The sequence below is a fragment of the Rothia nasimurium genome (genome assembly GCF_042660305.1).
In the GTDB taxonomy this organism is placed as follows: domain Bacteria; phylum Actinomycetota; class Actinomycetes; order Actinomycetales; family Micrococcaceae; genus Rothia; species Rothia nasimurium.
The window spans coordinates 290,422-310,688 of the sequence record NZ_JBHSTW010000018.1 but is presented as its reverse complement, the minus strand read 5'-3'; the positions used below and the strand labels follow the sequence as shown (position 1 = coordinate 310,688).

25 protein-coding genes are annotated in these 20,267 nt (G+C 59.6%); 11 read left to right on the top strand and 14 right to left on the bottom strand.

Annotated features, from left to right (window positions below; all coding sequences use genetic code 11):
- Window positions 1–101: 101 nt before the first annotated feature.
- From nrdH to ACFP6B_RS08350, 8 genes are all read right to left on the bottom strand, one after another.
- Window positions 102–335, bottom strand: coding sequence for a glutaredoxin-like protein NrdH (gene nrdH / locus ACFP6B_RS08385; RefSeq protein ID WP_377129160.1), 234 nt, complete (start codon window positions 333–335; stop codon window positions 102–104).
- Between the two features lie 496 nt (window positions 336–831).
- The gene (locus tag ACFP6B_RS08380; protein WP_377129158.1) at window positions 832–1,914 is read right to left on the bottom strand and encodes an App1 family protein; all 1,083 of its coding nucleotides are present in this window, start codon (window positions 1,912–1,914) and stop codon (window positions 832–834) included.
- A 137-nt stretch (window positions 1,915–2,051) separates the two neighbouring features.
- Window positions 2,052–2,492 carry a hypothetical protein gene (locus ACFP6B_RS08375; protein WP_237205301.1) on the bottom strand — a complete coding sequence of 147 codons (441 nt, stop codon included), beginning with the start codon at window positions 2,490–2,492 and terminating at the stop codon, window positions 2,052–2,054.
- A gap of 170 nt (window positions 2,493–2,662) precedes the next feature.
- Window positions 2,663–3,751, bottom strand: coding sequence for a 2,3-butanediol dehydrogenase (locus ACFP6B_RS08370; protein WP_377129483.1), 1,089 nt, complete (start codon window positions 3,749–3,751; stop codon window positions 2,663–2,665).
- Window positions 3,752–3,909: 158 nt separating this feature from the next.
- Window positions 3,910–4,617 (bottom strand): DNA glycosylase AlkZ-like family protein, encoded by a 708-nt coding sequence (locus ACFP6B_RS08365; protein ID WP_377129156.1) that lies wholly within the window; start codon window positions 4,615–4,617, stop codon window positions 3,910–3,912.
- Window positions 4,618–4,914: 297 nt separating this feature from the next.
- On the bottom strand, window positions 4,915–6,372 hold the full coding sequence (locus ACFP6B_RS08360) for a glycoside hydrolase family 1 protein (protein ID WP_377129154.1): 1,458 nt from the start codon (window positions 6,370–6,372) through the stop codon (window positions 4,915–4,917).
- 10 nt (window positions 6,373–6,382) lie between these two features.
- Entirely contained in the window at window positions 6,383–6,838 is a 456-nt protein-coding gene (locus tag ACFP6B_RS08355; RefSeq protein WP_237205304.1) for a 23S rRNA (pseudouridine(1915)-N(3))-methyltransferase RlmH, read from the bottom strand.
- Window positions 6,835–8,046 (bottom strand): class I SAM-dependent methyltransferase, encoded by a 1,212-nt coding sequence (locus tag ACFP6B_RS08350; protein ID WP_377129151.1) that lies wholly within the window; start codon window positions 8,044–8,046, stop codon window positions 6,835–6,837. The genes ACFP6B_RS08355 and ACFP6B_RS08350 overlap by 4 nt, the downstream gene beginning before the upstream one ends.
- A gap of 171 nt (window positions 8,047–8,217) precedes the next feature.
- On the opposite strand from ACFP6B_RS08350, the gene ACFP6B_RS08345 reads away from it, so the two are divergent.
- Window positions 8,218–8,823, top strand: coding sequence for a DUF4190 domain-containing protein (locus ACFP6B_RS08345; protein ID WP_377129481.1), 606 nt, complete (start codon window positions 8,218–8,220; stop codon window positions 8,821–8,823).
- A gap of 65 nt (window positions 8,824–8,888) precedes the next feature.
- Here ACFP6B_RS08345 and ACFP6B_RS08340 read toward each other — a convergent pair whose 3' ends face one another.
- Window positions 8,889–9,884, bottom strand: coding sequence for an acyl-CoA thioesterase (locus ACFP6B_RS08340; RefSeq protein WP_377129149.1), 996 nt, complete (start codon window positions 9,882–9,884; stop codon window positions 8,889–8,891).
- A 151-nt stretch (window positions 9,885–10,035) separates the two neighbouring features.
- On the opposite strand from ACFP6B_RS08340, the gene ACFP6B_RS08335 reads away from it, so the two are divergent.
- Window positions 10,036–10,782, top strand: coding sequence for a histidine phosphatase family protein (locus ACFP6B_RS08335; RefSeq protein ID WP_377129147.1), 747 nt, complete (start codon window positions 10,036–10,038; stop codon window positions 10,780–10,782).
- Between the two features lie 96 nt (window positions 10,783–10,878).
- A complete protein-coding gene (locus ACFP6B_RS08330) occupies window positions 10,879–11,967 on the top strand; it encodes an NAD(P)-binding domain-containing protein (RefSeq protein ID WP_377129145.1) in 1,089 nt (362 codons plus the stop codon).
- Here ACFP6B_RS08330 and ACFP6B_RS08325 read toward each other — a convergent pair.
- A complete protein-coding gene (locus tag ACFP6B_RS08325; protein WP_377129143.1) occupies window positions 11,964–12,452 on the bottom strand; it encodes an MFS transporter in 489 nt (162 codons plus the stop codon). The genes ACFP6B_RS08330 and ACFP6B_RS08325 overlap by 4 nt on opposite strands.
- Window positions 12,453–12,457: 5 nt before the next feature.
- On the bottom strand, window positions 12,458–13,213 hold the full coding sequence (locus tag ACFP6B_RS08320; RefSeq protein ID WP_377129141.1) for an MFS transporter: 756 nt from the start codon (window positions 13,211–13,213) through the stop codon (window positions 12,458–12,460).
- 109 nt (window positions 13,214–13,322) lie between these two features.
- Between ACFP6B_RS08320 and ACFP6B_RS08315 the strand changes: the two genes are divergently transcribed.
- Genes ACFP6B_RS08315 through ACFP6B_RS08305 form a run of 3 tightly spaced genes read left to right on the top strand, consistent with a single transcriptional unit; the run spans window position 13,323 to window position 14,632 of the window.
- The gene (locus tag ACFP6B_RS08315) at window positions 13,323–14,015 is read left to right on the top strand and encodes a LysE family transporter (protein WP_377129139.1); all 693 of its coding nucleotides are present in this window, start codon (window positions 13,323–13,325) and stop codon (window positions 14,013–14,015) included.
- A 58-nt stretch (window positions 14,016–14,073) separates the two neighbouring features.
- Window positions 14,074–14,343 (top strand): type II toxin-antitoxin system RelB/DinJ family antitoxin, encoded by a 270-nt coding sequence (locus ACFP6B_RS08310; RefSeq protein ID WP_237201319.1) that lies wholly within the window; start codon window positions 14,074–14,076, stop codon window positions 14,341–14,343.
- A gap of 16 nt (window positions 14,344–14,359) precedes the next feature.
- Window positions 14,360–14,632 (top strand): type II toxin-antitoxin system RelE/ParE family toxin, encoded by a 273-nt coding sequence (locus tag ACFP6B_RS08305; RefSeq protein ID WP_377129479.1) that lies wholly within the window; start codon window positions 14,360–14,362, stop codon window positions 14,630–14,632.
- 13 nt (window positions 14,633–14,645) lie between these two features.
- Here ACFP6B_RS08305 and ACFP6B_RS08300 read toward each other — a convergent pair whose 3' ends face one another.
- Entirely contained in the window at window positions 14,646–15,632 is a 987-nt protein-coding gene (locus tag ACFP6B_RS08300) for an alpha/beta fold hydrolase (protein ID WP_377129136.1), read from the bottom strand.
- 120 nt (window positions 15,633–15,752) lie between these two features.
- Between ACFP6B_RS08300 and ACFP6B_RS08295 the strand changes: the two genes are divergently transcribed.
- Window positions 15,753–16,307 (top strand): NADPH-dependent FMN reductase, encoded by a 555-nt coding sequence (locus ACFP6B_RS08295; protein ID WP_377129134.1) that lies wholly within the window; start codon window positions 15,753–15,755, stop codon window positions 16,305–16,307.
- A gap of 14 nt (window positions 16,308–16,321) precedes the next feature.
- On the opposite strand, the gene ACFP6B_RS08290 is transcribed toward ACFP6B_RS08295, so the two are convergent.
- Window positions 16,322–16,666 carry a DUF2200 domain-containing protein gene (locus tag ACFP6B_RS08290; RefSeq protein ID WP_237201324.1) on the bottom strand — a complete coding sequence of 115 codons (345 nt, stop codon included), beginning with the start codon at window positions 16,664–16,666 and terminating at the stop codon, window positions 16,322–16,324.
- Window positions 16,667–16,790: 124 nt separating this feature from the next.
- On the opposite strand from ACFP6B_RS08290, the gene ACFP6B_RS08285 reads away from it, so the two are divergent.
- The 3 genes from ACFP6B_RS08285 (at window position 16,791) to ACFP6B_RS08275 (ending at window position 18,453) form a co-directional block, all read left to right on the top strand.
- The gene (locus ACFP6B_RS08285) at window positions 16,791–17,507 is read left to right on the top strand and encodes a hypothetical protein (protein WP_377129131.1); all 717 of its coding nucleotides are present in this window, start codon (window positions 16,791–16,793) and stop codon (window positions 17,505–17,507) included.
- Window position 17,508: 1 nt separating this feature from the next.
- Complete coding sequence (locus tag ACFP6B_RS08280; RefSeq protein ID WP_377129129.1) at window positions 17,509–17,727, top strand: helix-turn-helix domain-containing protein; 219 nt, start codon at window positions 17,509–17,511, stop codon at window positions 17,725–17,727.
- Window positions 17,728–17,982: 255 nt separating this feature from the next.
- The gene (locus ACFP6B_RS08275; RefSeq protein ID WP_377129127.1) at window positions 17,983–18,453 is read left to right on the top strand and encodes a DUF3817 domain-containing protein; all 471 of its coding nucleotides are present in this window, start codon (window positions 17,983–17,985) and stop codon (window positions 18,451–18,453) included.
- 126 nt (window positions 18,454–18,579) lie between these two features.
- On the opposite strand, the gene ACFP6B_RS08270 is transcribed toward ACFP6B_RS08275, so the two are convergent.
- A complete protein-coding gene (locus tag ACFP6B_RS08270) occupies window positions 18,580–18,912 on the bottom strand; it encodes a DUF952 domain-containing protein (RefSeq protein WP_377129125.1) in 333 nt (110 codons plus the stop codon).
- Between the two features lie 550 nt (window positions 18,913–19,462).
- On the opposite strand from ACFP6B_RS08270, the gene ACFP6B_RS08265 reads away from it, so the two are divergent.
- Complete coding sequence (locus ACFP6B_RS08265) at window positions 19,463–20,266, top strand: tRNA threonylcarbamoyladenosine dehydratase (protein WP_377129123.1); 804 nt, start codon at window positions 19,463–19,465, stop codon at window positions 20,264–20,266.
- Window position 20,267: the final 1 nt, after the last annotated feature.

Sequence of the window (20,267 nt, the reverse complement as noted above, 5' to 3'; positions counted from 1 at the left end):
GGTTGTGGTGGGTGTGGGGATCGCGTGGGTCGCGGGTAAGAAAAGGCCCGGGTGCGGACGCCTGTGGGCGGCGGGTGCTCCCCGGGCAGGTGGTCAGCGAGTTAGGCTGCTGCGCTGGCCAGGGCGGTGATCTTGTCGGGCTGGAAGCCTGACCAGTGGTCTTCACCGGCGATGACGACGGGGGCTTGCAGGTAGCCCATACCCTTGATGAGTTCGAGGGCTGCGGGGTCCTCGGTGATGTCAACGGTGTTGTACTGGACGCCGAGCTTGTCGAGAGCGCGGTAGGTCATGTTGCACTGGACGCAGGCAGGCTTGGTGTACACCGTAACGGTCATTGGGGTTTCTCCTTGGTGTCCCGCACGGGGCGGGAGGTTTCTGGCATGGGTCGCTCTCTTGGAGCTGCTGTAGGGCCCAGGCGGCGGTTTTCTCTTGTCGTCCGAACCGAGATTTAATACTACATCTAGTGTTTGGGGAGCGCACCTAACCCTACATAGTGTGGTCTGTTACGAAATTTTTTAAAACCGGTATCTATCCACAGCCCTTCCGCGCGTTTGCGGGCTTTAAAGAAGTTATCCACATTAAGGGCTCTTTCAGGCTCCCCTTGGGGTGGGTGTGTGACCTTAAGATCAGGGGCTGCCTCTGCCCCTGGGGCTTAAGACCGGACGTCCCGCGTGATTTCGGGGCGGGAGCTTTCAACCCTAAATTGAGCCTTGAGTCTTGAGGGCTACCTGGGGTGATTTTTTAAGGTTTTTTTACCGGGGTGTGTCGCGCGAAAGGGGCACCCTGTCAGGCTTGACAAGGGTGCCCCTTAAGGTGTTTAAGCTTCGTTATTTAGACGAGCCCACGCTCTTTAAGTTGCTCGTAGAGAGCCGTACCGTCGTTACCTTCAAGCCAGAGGTCGCCCTTGGTGATATCGCGGGCACGGTTATCGCCCCAGACGCGGCCTGAAGAGAGGACGGACTCGCCGAAGGTGAGGTTGCGAATGAGGATAGCTTCGACGTTATGAGGGTAGCGGACGGCGAAGCCGTTGTAGATTTCGGGGTCGCGTTGGCCGTCGTCGCCGATGAGGATCCAGCGGATGTTGGGGAATTCGGTGGCGAGGCGTTTGAGGGTGTTGACTTTGTGTTGGGAGCCGGAGCGGAACCAGCGGTCGGGGGTGGGGCCCCAGTCGGTGAGGAGGAAGGTGCCTTTGGGGTAGCCGTTGCGGTGGAGGAAGCGGCGGAGGGTGGGGGTGACGTTCCAGGCGCCGGTGGAGAGGTACATGAAGGGGGCTGTGGGGTGGGCGCGGTGGAGGCGGTCCATCATGACGGCCATGCCGGGGGTGGCGGAGCGGGCGTGTTCATTGAGGACGAAGCTGTTCCAGGCTGCGACGAAGGGGCGGGGTAGGGCGGTGTTCATGACGGTGTCGTCGACGTCGCAGATGATTCCGATGGTTTGGTCTTCGGGGACGATGTAGACGCTGGTGATGGCGGGTTGGCTGCCGGGGGTGGTGATGGTGACTTGGTGGGTGCCGGGTTCTAGGGTGATGTTGAGTTTGACGTCTACGACTCCCCCACGGTCGGCGTGGACGCGGTGGTGTTGGCCGTTGATGTGGATGTCGATGGGGGCGTGGGAGATAGCGACTGAGGTGAAGGAGCGCCAGCCGCGGACGGGTTCGATGGTGGGGTCGCCTTTTTCGACGGAGTCGAAGAATTCTTCGAAGAGGTCGGTTTTGTAGAGGGCGCGGCCGAGGATGCGTACCCAGTTTTTGGCGCCGTAGCCGACGCTGGGTACGATGACGGGTTCTAGGCCGTGTTTTTGTGCTTGGCGTTCGCGGTAGGAGTGGATGCTGTCGCCTATGCGGTAGCCGATGTTGACGGCTTCGTCGGCTGCTTCTGCGACGATGGTTCGGATTTCGTGTGCCCCTGTGGTCATAGCCCTAGTTTTTCATATTTGGGTGGTTGGTGCATGTTATGGGTGGGGCTTTGGTGTGTTGTGGTTGGGTGTGGTGTTAAAGGAAGAGGTGGGCACCGTCTTTGGTGCCCACCTGTGTGTGGTGTGTGGTGGTGTTGTTAGTCGATGTTGAGGACGCAGGTGGCGCTGCCGGTGCCGTCTGCTTCGTTGGCGTGGTTGACGTGGTCGCCTTCTTCGAGGGAGTAGCCGGTGCCCTTGATGGCGCAGAAGACCTCGGCTTCGGGGTCTTCGGCGGTGACGGAGACGCGGATTTGTGAGTCTGAGAGGTCTGCGAGGTTGTCGTAGGTGAGTTTGTAGAAGGCCTCGCCTTCGAATTCAGCCTGATTGCCGTCGAAGCTCATCTGGTCCTGGTAGACGGTGATGGTTGCGGGAACCTCTGCGCCGTTGTGTTCGGCAGTTACCTCGATGGTGATATCGTCGCGGCCGCCCCAGCCGTCAGTTGCTTCGATGCCCATGCCGGGTACGATGGTTTGCGCGCAGCCTGCAAGCAGGGCGGTCGCCGCAAGCGCGGATACTACGGTAACTTTTTTCTTTGCCATACATAAAAATATAGCGTCTTCACAGACTCTTAGGGTAATGCTACGCGCCGGTGGGCGACAGTTTGTGGCTAAAAGTCTGGTTGAGGGGTTAGTGGGGGTATGGTGCGGGCGGGCACTCTCTAGTGTGAGGGTGCCCGCCCGGGGTGTGGCGTCCTGGTCGTTGTGGACTGCTATGCGTTGTCTAGGCGCTCGGGGTCGGTGGTGACCAGGATTTTGACGGCGGTTTCGTTGCGGTTGATGAGGGTGTCGAAGCCTTCGTCGATGAGGTTTTCGAGGGCGATTTTGCCGGTGATGAAGGGTTTGAGGTTGATTTTGCCTGATTCGACGAGCTTGATGGTGTCGGGGTGGTTGTTGACGTAGGCGATGGTACCGCGGAGGTCAACTTCCTTGAGGACGAGTTTTTGCATGTCGAGCTGGGCGGGCTTGCCCCAGATAGAGACCACAACGATGACGCCCTGGGGTTTGATGGCGTCGAAGAGGGTATCGAGGACGACGTTGACCGAGGTGCATTCGAAGGCGACGTCGGCGCCGCGGCCGTCGGTGAGTTTTTTGACTTCTTCAACGACATCTACCTCGGCGGGTGAGAGAGCGTAGTCGGCTACTCCTGCATCGAGGGCCTTTTGGCGGCGGAGGCTGGAGAGTTCGCTCATGATGACGGTTGCGCCCTGGGCTTTGAGGACGGCTGCGGTGAGCAGGCCGATGGGGCCTGCGCCGCCGATGAGGGCGACGTCGCCGTCCTTGACTCCCCCGGCTCGTTCAACGGCGTGGTAGCCCACGGTAAGGGGTTCGATGAGGGCTGCTTCGTCAAGGGGGATGTCTTTGGAGATTTTGTGGACCCAGCGGCGCTTGACGGCGATCTTTTCGGCAAGGCCGCCACCGCGCCCGGCGAGGCCGATGAAGTTCATATCTTTGGAGAGGTGGTAGTCCTTGTTGCCGGGGCCGGTTTCTACGTCGTCGCGTACGATGTAGGGTTCAACGACGACGTGGTCGCCTACCTCTAGGTCGGTGATGCCTTCACCCAGGGCTTCTACAACGCCGGAGAACTCGTGGCCCATGGTGACGGGGGCGGTTTCGCCGGAGATGGGGTGCGGGGTGCTGTGGGTGGGGCAGAAGATGGGGCCGTCAAGGTATTCGTGAAGATCGGTGCCGCAGATACCGCACCAGGCTACCTTGATGAGGACTTCGCCAGCGCCTGCGGTGGGTTCGTCGATATCTTCGATGCGGATATCTTTGTTGTCGTAAAAGCGGGCTGCCTTCATGGGAGTCATCACCTGTTTCGATAAGAGGTCTCCCCCGCTACCGGGCTGAGCTGGTAGCGAGGTTTGGTCGTCTATGACCTCTTTCATCCTATCCCCGCAGCACCTGCTTGTGGCGCCGGTTACGCCATATTTCGGCAGGTTGCAGGCATAGCCGCTCCTTAGGCCCTGCCCGTAATTAGGCCGCCCTCAACGGTAAAAGGCCAGCCGATGCCGTTCTTGGTCATGACGGTGTGGGGGTCTACTCCCGGGGCGAAGAGGTGGGTGCGGTTTTTGTAGGCGATGAAGTATTCATCGAAGGCCGGTAGGTGGTAGGTGAGGCTCAGGGCGTGGTCAAGCTCTTGGGGTGTAGCATCCCTCTGCCAGCTGCCCATGTAGTAGGTAGCGCCATCCAGGGTGAAGCCGGTCAGCTCACCGGCAGCCACCAGGGCATCAGCCGTGCGAGTCGCTACCGTCTTGGGCAGGGTGGACCACCAGCAAAAGTCTTCGATGGTGGCAGGGCCACGGGTGGAGAAGTAGCGGGCTGTCAGTTCCCGGGTTTTCTCAGCAGGGGTGCGGGCGGCGGCGTCCGCCACCTGCCGGGGGATGGCGACTTCTGCGGCGACGAAGGTGTCGTGCTGGGACCAGGTGCGCACCAGTTCGTAGTCGGCGAGCGCGGTATCTAGGTGGCTGGTGTTGGTGGTGAGGGGTTTTTCGGGGTGTCCTGCGCGGATGGCGAGGGCGGTGAGGCCGCCTGCGTAGTTTTGGCCTTGGGTGGCGATCATGTAGTGGGCGGCGTCGGTGATGGTGGTGGGTGTGGTGGGGCGGGCGGACGCTGGTGCGAGGGCTTGGGCGATGAGTCGTCGGGCGAGGAGGTGGTTGGGGTGCATGGGTTTAGTGTACCCGTGTGTTCTTAGGTGGTGGGTTGGGTGTGGAGGGTGAGGATGCGGGTGCCGATGGCGCTGGTTGAGGTGAAGTAGCTGACGCCGCCGCGTCCGTCCAGATTTGATTCGAAGATGTGTTCGAGTACCTGGTGGGGGTTGAGGACAGGTACCGTGCCGAAGGTAGCTAGGTGAGCTGCAGCGTCCGCCTTGTAGCCGGCGGCAAAGAGGCGGGGCTGCCGACAGCTAGGTCTGCCTCAGAAGAAAGCTTTGCCTCACCTGCTGGGCAGATGAGGCAAAGCTGTCTTAAGAAATAAGGTGCTCAGATGAGAGCTGGTTATGTAGGGAGCGGCCGTTAGATTCAATGATCTGCCGGTACCAGTCAAAGGACTTCTTGCGGTAGCGTGCCAGGGTGCCTGAGCCGTCGTCATTCCGGTCCACATAAATCACCCCGTAGCGCTTAGACATCTGGGCGGTCGACATTGCTACCAGGTCAATGCACCCCCACACGGTGTAGCCCAGCAGGTCGACCCCGTCGGCGATTGCTTCTTCAGCCTGGAGCAGGTGATCGCGCAGGTAGCTGATCCGGTAGTCGTCCTCAACCGTGAGCCCGTCCGGCCCACCTTCCACCAGCTGGTCCTTGGCACCCAGGCCGTTTTCGACGATAAAGAGGGGCTTGCCCCAGCGGTCCCAAAAGTCGTTAAGCACCAGGCGCAGGCCCACCGGGTCTATCTGCCAGCCCCACTCAGAAGCTTCTAGGGTAGGGTTGGGCACTCCCCCGATGATGTTGCCCTCACCGGTTTCAGCTGCCCCCGCAGTTTCGCACACCGACATGTAGTAGGAGAAGGACACGAAATCAACCGTATGCAGCAGGTCGCGGCGGTCCTGCTCGGTAATCTCAAGCTGCACCCCCAGTTCCCGGAGCTTACGGAGAAAGTAGCCGGGGTAGGTGCCCCGGCAGTGCACGTCGCCAAAAACATAGTCATCGCGCGAGGCCACCTGGGCAGCTAGCACATCTGCCGGGTCGGGGGTCAGGGGGTAGCGGGGAACAGCCAGAATCATGCAGCCCACCCGGTTCTGCCCATCAATCTCGTGGGCCAGGCGGGTGGCACGGGCCGAGGCGACCAGTTCGTGATGTACCGCCTGATAGAGGCGCTGCGGCCCAATCTCGTCAGGTTTTCCTTCAAGCCCCGAGAAGAAGGGAAAGTGCAGCACGGAGTTAATCTCGTTGAAGGTAATCCAGTAGCGCACCCTGCCCGCATAATGGGTCATCACAGAGCGGGTATACCGCTCAAAGAAATCAATCAGCTGCCGGTTAGCCCACCCGCCGTATTCCCGAGCCAGATGCAAAGGGGTCTCGTAGTGGCTCAACGTCACCAGCGGCTCAATCCCGTGGCGCAGCAGCTCGTCGATAACCCGGTCATAGAAGGCCAGACCCTCAGGGTTGGGCTCAGCCTCGTCCCCGCGCGGGAAAATCCGTGACCAGGCAAAGGAAAGGCGGAAGACCTTAAAGCCAAGTTCAGCAAAGAGGGCGATATCGTCTGCGTAGCGGTGGTAGAAGTCGATGCCCTCAAGCTTGAGGTTATCGGGGGTCGGCTGGGCTGTGGGGGCGGACGCCAGCCCCCGCGGCAGCACGTCCTGCACACTCAGCCCCTTACCACCCTCAGCATAGGCACCCTCAATCTGGTTGGCAGCCGTTGCGCCGCCCCACAAAAACCCTTCAGGAAAACTCACCGGCGGCGTCCTTTCAAACTCTGTCTGCATCTTTTCCACCCTACACGTGATGGTAGGGGCGGCCGGCGGCAATTTCACCGGCTCGATATATTTGCTCCGTGATGATAAGGCGCACCAGCTGGTGGGGGAAGACCAGCTCCGAGAGGCTCCAGACGGTATTGGCGCGGGCCCGCACCGAATCGTCCACCCCGTAGGCCCCGCCAATCACCAGCACTACCTTCTTAAAGCCCAACTGGGCCTCCAGCAGGCGAGCTAAGGCAGGAGAGCTCAGCATCTTACCGCGCTCATCGAGTAGCACCAGGTAGTCGTCGCGATCGACCTTTTCAAGAATGCGGCGGGATTCCTCAGCCCGGGCAGCTTCTTCTGCCAGGGACGAGTGGGGCAGGTACTGCCAAGTAATATCCCAGGGCTTGCGGAGGCGGGTTTCGTAGCGGTCGATGCCGTCTTTGACCCACTTTTCGTGTTTCTTGCCGATAGCAATAATTTTGATGGTCATTGGTTCTCCTCGGTCAGGGGTGCGCGGGCTGTAAGAACGGTGAAGGTGGGGGTGCGTTCTAGTTGCCGTACCCGTTCAAAGCGCTCTTCAACCTGCTGCCGGTAGCGGGCGTGCGAGTTATGCACCAGATAGAGCTGCCCACCGGGGGCTAGCAGACGCAAGGACGCATCGAGCAGGGGGCCCACCAAGCTCAGGTCAACCGCGGTTCCGGTGTGGAAGGGCGGATTAAGCATCACGATGTCGGCTGAGCCCTGTGGCAGGCGGGAACCGGCGTCGTCCCAGCTCACCTGAACCCGGGCGTCCTGCCCCAGGTTAAGGGCAGCTGACCGGGCAGCATCCACATCGAGGTCGGTGGCCCAGACCCGGGCAACCTCCACCCCGGCAGGCAGGTGCTCTAGAACCTCAAGGGTCACCGACCCGTTGCCGCACCCCAGATCAACCAGGGTCAGCGGGCGGGCAGGGGCCTGCTGCGCTAGGTCGGCAAGGACGTTGGTGGCCAGCAATTGGCCGCCCCGGTCGGGCTTGCCACCTGAGAACACGCCACCAGCAGCCTGTAGGGGCCCGGCGGGCTGAGGGGCCTCAGGTGCCGGGACCGGCGCTGTCGCGAGCAGGCAGCGGTGTTTGCCCTTACCTCGCAGCCCCCTCACTTGCCCGAAGCTGCGGCCCAGAGTCTGGTTGAAGCTAGTGCTCATGTGCTTGGTATTACCACCCAAAATCAGGGTAGTCTCGCTCCCCTGCTCAGCCTGATACCGCGCTAAATCATGGGCGAGGTCAGCGAGCGCGGCGTGGCTCTTGGGTAGGTGGCCCAAAACCAGACTGCCCTTAAAGTCGTGGTGGGTTAGGGCACGGTAGAGGCTATAGGTGTCTGGTGTTACCTGCCCCTGGGCATCTAGCCCGGCCAGGGTCAGGCGGGCGGCGGCGTCCGGAGCGTTTTCTGTGAGGGTGCGGTGCAGGGTCAGGGCGTCTGCGTAGGAGCGTTGGCGGCTAATCACCCGGTGGTTGCCGGGAGCGGTGTGCGCTAGGGCCCAGAAGGTTAGGGCGCCGGTGGGGTCATCGAGGACGAGCACGTCCCCGGCGTTGGCTCCATCGGAGCCAGATGCGGAGGCGGCGTCTGCGATGATAAGCCGGTCAAGGGCGCTTGCCGCGCCTGCGCTCAGTGAATCGAGGGGCACTAGCTGGGTGAGGTGGTGGGTACTAGATATGGGCACCCCTCTAGTATCTCACGGGCGATAAGGGCCCTAGATGGGGCGGTACGTCCACAGAGTGAGATGCCGGGCCGACGAGTGGCGCTAGGGGGCCGCACTCCCAGCTTCTCTATCAGTCCGCTGATAAAATACTGGGAGTAGGGCGCCCAGGCCGAGAAGACCAACACCCTAGCGATTCTCAGCCTCGTTTTTGGTTTCCTGGTGAACATCGTCGGTATCGTGCTTGGCTTTGTTGCCCTCAACCAGATCAAGCGCACCGGCGAGAAAGGCCGTGGCCTGGCCATTGCCGGTATCGTCGTGGGCTTCATCAGCCTGATCAGCGGCATCATCTTCGCGATTCTCATGCTTGCTGGGCTCAACGAGGTTGCCAAGTCCGCAGCTGCCTACGAGTCATCAGCTGCCGCTGCAAGCTCGTCCTCCGCTAGCGCCCTGGCTACCGAAGAGGTAAGTGAAGAGGCCTCGGCAGCTGCCGACGAGGCGTCCGCCCTGGCCTCCGATGTGGCAACCACCGCTGCCCTTGACCCCGCTTCCCCCTACTGTGTTGCTCTCGATGAGTTCCTGGTTGCCTCTGATGATATCCAGCAGGATGCCACCACCTTAGATGGTTACCTGGCCTCGCTGACCAAGCTTCGTGACAACGCTCCTACCGAAGAGATGCGAGCCTCGCTGACCACCGCTATCGATGCTGTCAATGCCTCTGATGCAGCTACCTTTGAGTCTGCCCTGAACGAGGTTGTGTTCGATCTGGGCCTGGACGCCGTCAACTGCGGCATCGAGTAAACCCCACCTACCCCCCCCAACAACAAGGGGCCCCGCACCTTCACGGTGCGGGGCCCCTTTGTGTTTTAGTCGGTCATCTTAACGGTTGCCTGCTGGGGTGCCACCAGGGGCATAGGCTCGTATTCAGCGCGCAGGGCTCGCAGGCGGGCCACGTGGGCGTGAAGGGCCTTATCTTCATCGGTAGTGGGCGTGAAGGGGCGGGCCGGTAGGGGCTGGCCATCGAGGTCGGTTGCCATGTAGGTCATGGCGGCGTGAATCGTCAGGGGTAGCTGGTCGTGGCGTTCCCTCGGGTTGCCGGCGCGCAGGTGCACCATCACGCCCATGGACCGCGCGTCGGTGCGTACCAGGCGGGCGGTTACTTCCACCAGGTCCCCGATATGAACCGGCTGGTAGAAGCGAATTCCACCGGCGTATACAGCGACGGTGCGCTCGCCGCTCCAGGCCATGGTGACGCTGGTGGCTGCTTCGTCAATCCATTCCATGGCGGTGCCGCCGTGCACATTCCCGCCCCAGTTCACGTCGGTGGGCTTAGCCAGGAAGCGGTGGGTCACTTCGGGGGCGGTGGACGCGCTCGTGTAGGTCTGAGAAGTCATTTCGGCTTCAATGGCCTTGCGGAGTTCCACGCGAGAGAGCGCCGCCTGCTGCACCCGCTTCTCCTCGTCGGTCACGGGCACATAAGGAGTAACAGGAGTAGGTTTGCGGTCTTCGCCCATGGCAACGAAGATGACCAGGCAGTCGCAGGCGCGGGTGAAGTTGCCGTCCCTGGGGTCAGCGGAGAGCACTTCGTTAACGATATGCATGGTGGAGCGGCCGGTGTAGACGATGCGGGAGCGCACCTCGACCATGTGCCCGGAGGGGATGGGGCGGGTGAAGTGGATATGCCCCACATAGGCGGTGACGCAGTAGGTGCCTGACCAGCCGGCGGCGCAGGCGTAGGCGGCCTTATCGATCCATTCGAGCACGCGTCCGCCGTGTACGCCGGCTGAGCCTGCGATGATGACGTCGGTGGGTGCTGCGAGAAAACGTAGGGTGATGGAGGGCTGCGGGGCAAGCTGGGCCATGGTGGGTTTCTTTCTGGTGCTACGTGATTGTTATATCGTACGGCATACGTTGCTTTGTACCGAGCTGTGTCTCACCCAATGTCATATTGCTTGATATTGAAAGTAAATGAGTTTTAGACTGGGCTTCACCACCACCTTCAAAGGAGAAGAGATGAAACCCATCAAACCAGCAATAGCAACCCTGGCCCTGCTGACACTGGTGGCCTGCAGTTCACCGCAGGCAGCAGAACCCACCGGTACAGCACAGAGCCAGAGCAGCACTACGGCCGCCTTAGCTCGCTCACCAGAGAGCAACGCAGACACCTCAACCAGTTCGACCGACACCGAACTTGCTACAGCCACCAGCGATAACCTGGGCGATACATCACCAGAAACACCCAGCGATCTTGCCCAGCAGCTTGCCGAAGGAGGGCTCGTGATTGTGCACCGGTACACCGGGGCGATGCGCCCATCCAGTCCCTCGCCAGCACCTGCAGGTTTCATCGATGACGGTCAGCGCATTTCCGATTCCAGCATCGAGCGCATGAGCGAGCTTGCGGCAAAATATGAGGAGTTAGGAATCCCGGTTTCTAGCGCCCTCTCCAGCGAATACTATTTTGTCTACCAGCACGCTGATCAAGCCATGGACGTGCCGGTTGAAATCAACCGCGACCTAACCGGCTCCCTCAACTTCACCGATGACCAAGAACTTGAAGCCTCACTCCAGGGCCTGCGTAACCGCACCGTCACTCCCCCACCTGCGGGAACCAACACCGTCCTTTTTACCCACCAGGGTAAATTCTATAAAGCCTACGGTTTCTATCCAGACGCAGGCTGGACCCTCATCTTCGCTCCCGATGGCTCGGGCACACCACACCTCATTGCCAGCATGCCCCTTGATGAGTTTTTAGAACTGTGACGCCTTACTTACTTCACCTAGCCCACCAGCCTGCGGGTTGAGACAGACTATGCTGACCAGCCCGCACACTATCGCCATTCAGGGGGAAGAGCACCTATGAATCATATGATCCGCCAGGCCACCGTCATCGTCATCGGCAGCGGTCAGGCCGGCCTATCGGCCAGCTACCACCTAGCCCAGCGCGGCTACGCCAATGCTCTGACCCACCCCACAGCCCCACTCACCTACATCACCTTCGATGCAGCTGAAGGGCCCGGCGGCGCCTGGCGCCACCGCTGGGACTCCCTGACCATGGCCACCGTCAACAACATCTTTGACCTCCCCGACTTTCCCCGGCCCCATGTAGAGCTGACCGAGCCCAGCAAACGGGCTATCCCCTCCTATTTCGCCGACTTTGAGGCAGCCCAAGAACTGGCTATCGCCCGGCCGGTCGCCGTCCTTGCCGTTACCGCAACCGGCCACCCCGCCCTCCCCTTCGAACTCGCCACCACCAACGGCACCTGGCAGGCAGCAGCAATCATCAATGCCACCGGCACCTGGAATAACCCCATCTTGCCCGCCTACCCGGGGCAGGCGTCCTTTCAGGGGCGGCAACTTCACACCCGCGACTACCTGCGGCTCGAGGACTTCACCGGCCAGCGGGTCGCGATTGTGGGCGGCGGTATCTCAGCGGTGCAGCAACTAGAGGAAATCTCGCGGGTTGCCACCACCTTCTGGTACACCCGGCGCGAACCGGTCTTCCGCAAAACCGAGTTCAACACCGAATACGGGCGCGACATGGTAGCCCGCGTCACCGCCGACGCTGAGGCTGGGATCCCCACCGGGTCGGTCGTCAGCTACACCGGCCTGGGGTGGACGCCCTACGCCAGGGCCGCCAAAGCCCGAGGGGCCCTCAACCGCCGCCCCATGTTCAGCAGCATCGACGCAACCGGCGTGATTGAGGCCGACGGCAGCCACACCGACCTTGACGCTATCCTGTGGGCTACCGGGTTTAAACCGGCGCTTGCCCACCTTGACCCGCTAGGTCTTCGCAATGAGCTAGGAGCCATCCAGATGGACGGCACCCAGGTTGCCTCAGAGCCCCGCCTGCACCTCATCGGATACGGGCCCAGCCAGTCCACGGTGGGAGCTAACCGGGCAGGCAGGATTGCAGTACGCAAGCTGCACAGGCTGCTGACCCGCTAACGACTCCCGCTACCGATTTCGCGCAGCGGCCGGGTCAGCACTAGGGAGGGCACAAGAGCTAGAGCTGCAATACAGGCCAGGGTTGAAAAAGAGGTTGCAGCCATAATAAATCCCGAAGCCAGGGCCGCTGTAGCCGCACCCAGGTTAGTCAGGGAGTCCAGGCCACCGGCAGCCCGGGTGCGGCTTTCAGCCGGCAGGGAGGCTGCAAAGAGGGCCGAGGCCGCCACAAAAGTTGCTGACCAGCCCACCCCCAGCAGAATCAGGCTTGCCACCATGGCAGGTGTGCTGTGAGGGGCAAGGGCACCTAGGGCTATAGCGAGCACCAGCAGGGCTGTACCGATCAGAATGATGGTACGCTCCCCCAGCCTGTCGGCACCCAGCCCCATCAGGGGTGAGAGCCCGTACATGCCAAGGACATGCAGACTGATGGTCAGACCGATAATCTCAATACCAGAGCCCTGATAGTTCATATGGACCGGGGTCATGGTCATCACCGACACCATGACCATGTGGGCCCCAGCAGGCTGATAGCCGCGTATCTTGCCTGCCGGTTGCCTGTAATTTCGCGGGTAAAAGCGCCGACCTTGGCAGCTAGGCTGGGTTTGTTCTGGCCGGACGCACCTGCCCCCTGCTCCGCGGTAGACAAGCCGGGGGCGGCGTCCTTGGTGCTGGGCAGGAGGGCGAAAACCAGCAGGGTTGCAACCCCTAAAGCAAGGGCGGCCAGGGCAAAGGCTGCACTGTAAAGGGTGGTGCCCAAAGATGAGGCAAGCACAGCGGCCGGGGTGCCGATATTGGGGCCAAGAACGGAGCCGATGGTACCTACCCAGACGATGAAACTGAGGGCTGAGCCACGCTTGGCGTCAGCGGCGTGGTCGGTGGCAGCGAAGCGGGCTTGGAGGGCGGCGGCGGAACCAGCCCCCAAGAGCAGCAAACCGAGGGCGACGAGGATCATGCTGGTGCCAGAAGCCGCCCAGGCCAGGATGGTAGCCCCCACAGTGGCGGTGGCCCAGCCGGTGGTCAGGGCGGTGCGGCGGCTGGTGCGGGCAGCAAGCTGAGCAAGTGGTACGCCAAAGAGGGCGGCCCCGAAGGTGGAGGCGGTGCGGGCTATCCCGGCGAGCGCCTCGTTCTGGGTGACCTCGCTGGCTAGGAGCACCCCGATGGAGGGGGCTGCCCCTACCCCGATGGTTCCAAAGACCTGGGTGAGGGCCAAGGCCCAGAGGATGCGGCGTTGCTGGTGGGTGTTCATGAGCTTTATTCTACTCAGGTATGAACCGTCCGGATGAGTGTCGATTGAGCGCTTCAGTCTATGAAGCACCTTTCCCTTTGACCTGGTCTGTTCGCTACTATGAGGAGCTATGACCCTTACCCTTTGGCTTTCCCTTGTCGCAGCTTGCCTGGTGATTTCTTTGACTCCCGGTGCCGGGGCCGTCAATACCATGACGACCTCCCTGCTGCACGGCTGGAAGAAGGCCTTCTTCACGGTCATGGGCCAGCAGCTGGCCCTGGTGGTGCAAATCGCTATTGTGGCCGCTGGCCTGGGGGTGGTGGTTGCTAATTCGCCGGTGCTTTTCGATGTGATTCGCTACGGCGGGGCGACCTACCTGGTTTACCTGGGTCTGCGCATGATCCTTGCCCGTCCCCAAACCCCGCAGCAGGCCCGCAACGAGGCAGAAAGTGGGGCTGGTGCGTCCGCCCAGGCGGGGCAAGGACGCCGCACCCGCCTAGGCGGGCGCCTGGCCCCGGGTGCTCCCCTGGCTCTTTTTAATCGGGGCTTCTGGGTGAATATGTCCAACCCCAAGGCCATTGTTTTTATTCTGGCCTTCATGCCCCAATTCGTGCGGCCCGACGCCCCGCAGCTACCCCAGTACCTGATTCTGGCTGGCACCATGGTTGCCATAGATATTGTGGTCATGTGGGGCGGTTTCGCTGTGGTGGCCAAATCCCTGACTCAGCTATCCCATTCTGAGCGAGGGCAGAGAATCCTGAACCGGGTCTTTGGGTCCCTCTTCATTCTGGTGGCTGCCCTCATGGTCTTCTCAGGGCACTAGGGTTCCCGACTGGGCATGGAGGGCATAGACTGGTTGTACGACAAAGGAGTGTATTTGTATGACAACATCGACTGTTACTGTGCGAGTTGACGAAGCAACCAAGCGCGAAGCAGCCCGTATTGCCGAAGACTTTGGGTTAGACCTATCGTCCATCACCCGCGCCTTCTACCGCCAGGTAGTACGCGAGCAGCGCATACCGCTTACCCTGGAATACCCCCAGCCAAACGCAGAAACCCAAGAATCCATCTCTGATTCACTGACGATGGAAAAGGAGGGCACCAGCAGATTTAAGAATGCTCAGGACATGTTTAATGACCTAGGAATCTAATCGTGCTTCTACCCGAATACACACCAGCTTTCGCACGAGATATTACAAAGCTTCAGAAAAACGGGTCAACCTTGAGCAGCTGAAATCTGTCACTGAGCTAATTTTGGACAATTCACCGGATTCCATAGAAGAACTGCGGCGTCGCCACCGAATGCACACTTTGAAAGGCAACCGGCCAGGCGCAAAGGAATGCCACGTGGCAATTGCCGGTGACTGGCTATCAATCTGGAGAACAACCAAAACTCACGCATATTTCCTAAGAACAGGAACACACGACGACCTCTTCTGAGCCATCAGACCCTTTATGGGGCTACGAGTTTGAGCCACTGGCAGACCACCAGGTCTTTGGGAGTTACGGGCATGCCCTCATCTCCCTCTGACCAAAAATCCCGGTGGGCGCTCCACCACTCATCCCAGCTGTCAAAGCCTTCGCCTTCGGCCCGAACGAATTCATCGGTAACATCGTGAGCTTCCACGAGTTCCACCCGGGTTGTTTCAAGTAGGCACACGGGCTGACCGGCTGAATCAATCACCAGCTCGGTCTGCCCCACACCTGGCAGATCTTCGCCAGCTTCCACGTAGTGCCTGTAAAGAGAAGAGGTTGCTGTTTTCTGCCCGCTCAGAAGCGCTTTCACCAGCTTATCCCTGAGAGGCCCAGGCTCCCCGTACTCCCCCACCACATCTGCATCGGGCAGACTAAAGCCCTCCCGGCTATGCTCCGGCAGGTCAGCTAACCAGGCCAGGGCACGCTCCATCATCAGGCTAGTTAGCTCCAGTGAATACGTTGGCCAGGTCGAATCGGTGAAGAGGTGTTCAGCTCCCTCGTACAAATCGCAGCTGGCTCTAACTGACGAAGCAGTGTAGGCGAGGGCTGCCGGAGCGTCCTCAGCAAACCAGGTATCAGCGCCCCCGCCATGAATCTCTACAGGGAAGGAATCCGGCAGGGCACCGGGCAGGTAGGTAGGGTCAATGAAGCCCTCCAGGGCGAGCAGGCCCTGGGCGCGGGCGTCAGTCTGGGCCAGGGTCTGGGCGACCATCGCCCCCAGAGACACCCCTGCTACCACAAAGGGGCCGGTGAGTGCCGCTACGGCAGCCTGCGCCCGGGCCAGGAGCTTCTCATGAGTAAGCTGCTGGTAATGGGTCATGCCTTCTTCGATGGTGGTGAAGCGGTGCCCGTAGTACAGGTCAGGGGTAAAGACCAGGTGCCCGGCAGCCTCCAGGCGATCAGCGAGCGCGCGGACGCCGTCCGTCAGGCCCGCTGCGTGATGGAAAAGGACGATGGTGGTCATGGCCTTCTTTCTTCCCTAATCTGTGTACCTGGGTCAGCTCGTTTGGTTATACGTTACTGTATAGAAGCCCCACCCCTTTAGACTGGGATAAACCACCCTAATCAAGCTAGAGGAGTTATCGTGGCGCGTATCGGTCTTATTCTTGGTTCTACCCGCCCTACCCGCATTAGCCCGGTGGTGGGTGCCTGGGCGCAGGAGCGTCTGGCTGCCCTGGGTAACCACACCTACGAAATCATTGACCTAGCGGAGCAGAACCTACCTCACTTCGATGAGCCAGCCTCCCCTAAGTCGGGGGCTCCTTACCAGCACCAGCACACCCGCGATTGGTCTGAGCTGGTTTCTGGCTTTGACGGTTTTGTGGTGGCCCTGCCCGAGTACAACGGGGGTGTACCTGCCGTACTGAAGAACGCTATGGACTATCTCTTTGCCGAGTGGGAGGGCAAGCCGGTTGCGGTGGTGTCCTACGGTTTTGGGGCCGGGTTGAAGTCGGCGGCCCAGTTTGAGGCAGCCTGCCCCAACTACGGCCTGGTGCTGGTGCCCGCTGCCGTCAATATCAAGCTGAGCCGGGCCATGTATGACACCGAGGGCAAGATAGCGGATGCCGCTACCGCCTTTGCCGACTACGAGCAGGGCCTGCCTGCTCTGGATGCGGCTTTAAGTGAGGCTCTACAGTAAACCCAGGTGAGAGGTTAGGACCGCAAGATTTTTTCGAGCGGACGGCCCTTGGCTACCTCGTCAACGAGTTTGTCGAGGTAGCGAATCTGCTGCATGAGGGGGTCTTCAATTTCCTGCACCTTATAGCCGCAGATGGAGCCGGTGATCAGGTGCGCGGCGGGGTTGAGTTGGGCTGAGGCGAAAAAGTCGCGGAAGGACGTCCGCTCCTCAAGGTGGCGGGCCAGGTCGGCAGGGCTGTAACCCGTCAGCCAGCAGGTAACGGTCTCTACCAGGGCGGTGTCCTGGCCCTTGCGTTCCACCTTGGCCAGGTAGTGGGGCCATACCTCAGCTAGGGGCATGTCAAAGATTTTGTGGGTCATGCGGCCAGTCTATCGGTAAGACCTGAATAGTTTTTCTCGTCAACAGCTTGCACTGCTACCCCCTTCCTGATAATTTAACGATTATCGATAATATCGTTTTTCGATAAATTATTTGGAGGATACCGTGCCCATCTTCACTACCATCTTGCTAACTAGCCTGGTTATCGCAGGTTCACTTGTCTTTATTTTTCTTAAGCATCTACAGACACGACGAGATGTACAAGCCATCCTCAAAGCCACCCAGTGGTTAGCGGCCATCTACGCCGGGGCAATATCTGTTCTAACCATCGTCTCAGCAGCTCAGCTCGTCTTCAACCGCCAAGCGGCGGATGCTGCCCTCCCTATTAGCCCCTGGCTACCCGATGAACTGAACATTCAATCTACCGGTAGTGGTACCGTCCTTAAAAACCTCCGCTTTGAAACCATCACAGCAGATGCAACGGGCATACCGCTCGACGCCGCTTTATTGCTGGCTAGTTCCGCTATTCTCGGTGGAATCATGCAGGTAAGCGTAGCCCTAGGTTTTCGCGCTTTGGCGCGTGGGCATCTGAACGGAGTCCCCTTCCGCTCCCAGTTCACCCGTGTAACCCAGACACTAGCCTGGATTGTTCTGATCTGCGGACTTATGGCACCGGTTCTTGAAGGGTTTGGAACTAGCGCTCTTGCAGCTGAATCGCTCATAGCGTGGGAACTTACCGATGGACTGTCTAGCGCACCTACAGCCAATCTTGCTATTTTCATCAGCTTCTGGCCCATCGGGGTGTTTCTCGTGCTCTATACACTGTCGGCTATCCTGGATTCCGGCGAACAACTGCAGAAAAGCACAGAAGGGTTAGTCTAAGGTGCCAACTGATATATCTGAAGTCCACTGCCATCTTGATGAACTCTTAGACAGCAGGGGGATGACTCTGAGCCATCTTTCTGAACTGGTGGATATCAGCTTGCCCAACCTCTCTATTCTCAAGAACAACAAGGCCAAAGCAATCCGATTCACCACGCTCACTGCTATTTGCAAGGCTCTGGACTGCGAGATTGGTGAGCTTCTAACCCTTAAACAATAAAATTCAATAAGGTGCCGGGTGAGCCCGGGCGTCGCTCACAAGCGGCCCCGTAGCTCACCCATTTTTACGGTCTTTGAAGAAGGCAGATAGCCTGGGCGCTCGTGGAAGATACCTACACCGCGGACAACTCCGGGTAACTTGAACTGCATCAGGGCTTGGGCGATGATTGGGTTCTGCCCCGCTGGGGCTGACCCTGTAAAGTAGGGTGCTGAATAATCAGTCTACTCTCCCCTATTTTCTTGCGCTGAGGACCCCATGCAACCAGATTCTAAGCCCACCCCTCGGGCGCTCTTCCGTACCTTTGCCACCACCGAGATGATCACCTGGGCCCTGCTGATCACGGCCCTGATTCTGCGGGCTACCGGTGTAACCAACCTTGTGCCCATTGCCGGTGGTATTCACGGGTTTGTTTTTCTAAGCTACTGCGTAGTGACGGTCTTTACCTGGGTCAACCAGCAGTGGAAGGCCCCTGTGGGTGTGGCCGGCCTGCTCCTATCGGTGATTCCCTTTGCGACCGTTCCTTTTGAGATTTTCTTGGAGAAGCGGGGCCTACTGCGCGGGGGCTGGCGTCTGGCACCTGGCGGGGCGGCGCCGTCCGGTCCGTTCGAGAAAGCCCAGGCCTGGGTCCTGGCCAAGCCCGCGCTCGCGACCGTCCTTCTCCTCGCCTTTGTGGTTCTGCTCTTTGTGGTGCTCCTGCTGGCAGGACCGCCCGTCCCCAAGAATTAACCCGGCACAACTGAGGCACCGCTCAACGACCGTGCGTCATATCGTCCAGCGTGCACATGGCAGATACACGCTCAGCGATATGACGCACTTTCGCGTGCCACCAATCTTTGGATGTGCTTGTACTAACTACTTGAGATGAAGAACTTTGAACAGGTACAGAGGTAGGTGTCCTCCATATACATGCGGAAACAACTCGGAACTAGGATCAGAAGGGTCTGCTGGTTCCCATCGAACAGTGAACCCAGCAGGCTCTAATTCACGGGGGTCGATTTCAAAGACGAGAATATCTGGCCTGTCACCATAGATGAAGTCTGAAACTCGCTTTACCTGATCCATATCCGCGCAAGCATGCAAGAATCCCTGCTCGTTGATACTCACTCCACGCGTCGAATGAACCCACACCTTAAGTTTCTGCGCTTGTTCCCATTCTTCGGGCAAAGCTATGTGATAAATCGTCACTGAAGTTCCTCCTAGACACGTACACTACCTGTTTTCAAATACCAGCGCCTCTAACCTGAATTGGCCACTTACAGATTCAAATGAGCTTCCAAAGGCTCCTCTAGATCCCAAACATTATTTCTCTATAAGCCTATTTAGTCGCCAATACAATCCACAGATACTGTTCTTATAAGTTCTGCTTGGGCTTTTGAGTCGGTAAATAGGCCGGTTTCGTCCTGGGACAAGAGCACCTGAAACGAAGCAATAAATCTAGTAATCGCAGACGCCACCCCGTCTCATACAAGACCGTCTCCTGAAGTCTGACCCCACACATCTTCTTCACCGGACTCTACCCATTCCCGATGAGCTCTAGCGTATTCATCGGCGAGGTCTACAGCTGTCACCTGTTCCACGTCAGCTTGAACAACAGATGATTGGTTGGTGGTCATACCTCAATCCTACCGACTGGGTTAACTGCTGCTCAAGACCTCAACCCTTCAGGCACACACTCTAACCCCACCCATATGGCATAATGACCAGGTTAGACACACTGACTTTCCGAGGAGACCCCGTGGGTGTTGAGAGCGAACGTTTTGCCCGGTTGAGGCTACTTTTTAAGAACGAGGGCCTGCAGAAACTTCAGGACGCCACCGTCATGGTACTGGGTCTTGGCGGCGTAGGTTCAGCCTGCGCTGAGGCCCTGGCCCGCGGCGGTGTGGGCAACCTGATTGTGCTGGACCGCGACGTCGTGGAGGAAAGCAACATCAACCGGCAGGCCCTGGCCTTTACCTCCACCCTGGGCAAGGTTAAGGCCGAGGTCATGGAGGGCATGATTAAGGAGATCCAGCCCGACTGCACCGTCACCGCCGAGCGGGTCTTCCTCACCCCCGATAACCTGGCTGAGACCCTGGATAAGTTCCCCCGCCCTGACTACGTCATTGACTGCATCGACACCATCACCCAGAAGCTGGCTGTCTACCAGTGGGCTGCTGAGCGGGGCCTAAACCTGGTTGCCTCTATGGGCGCGGCGAATCGTCTTGACCCGACCATGCTGCAGTTCGCTAATATCCGCCGCACCTACAACTGTTCTATGTCGAAGGTGGTTCGTGCCGAGTGCCGCAAGCGCCAGATTTACGGGCTTGAGGTACTCTTTTCCACCGAGCTGCCCTTCAAGGTGGAGAAGGCCCCCGGGGCTAAGGCTAAGGGTGAGACTCTGGGGTCGATGAGCTACATGCCCCCGATTATGGGGCAGATGTTGGCGGGCAAGGTGATTCGTCAGCTGGCCGGTATGGAAGAGATCCCGGCCCCTCCCTACCTGGGTTCCCAGGCGGGAGAGAAGGACGCCGCAGGTCAGCACCTGCCTCAGCCCCGCTAGC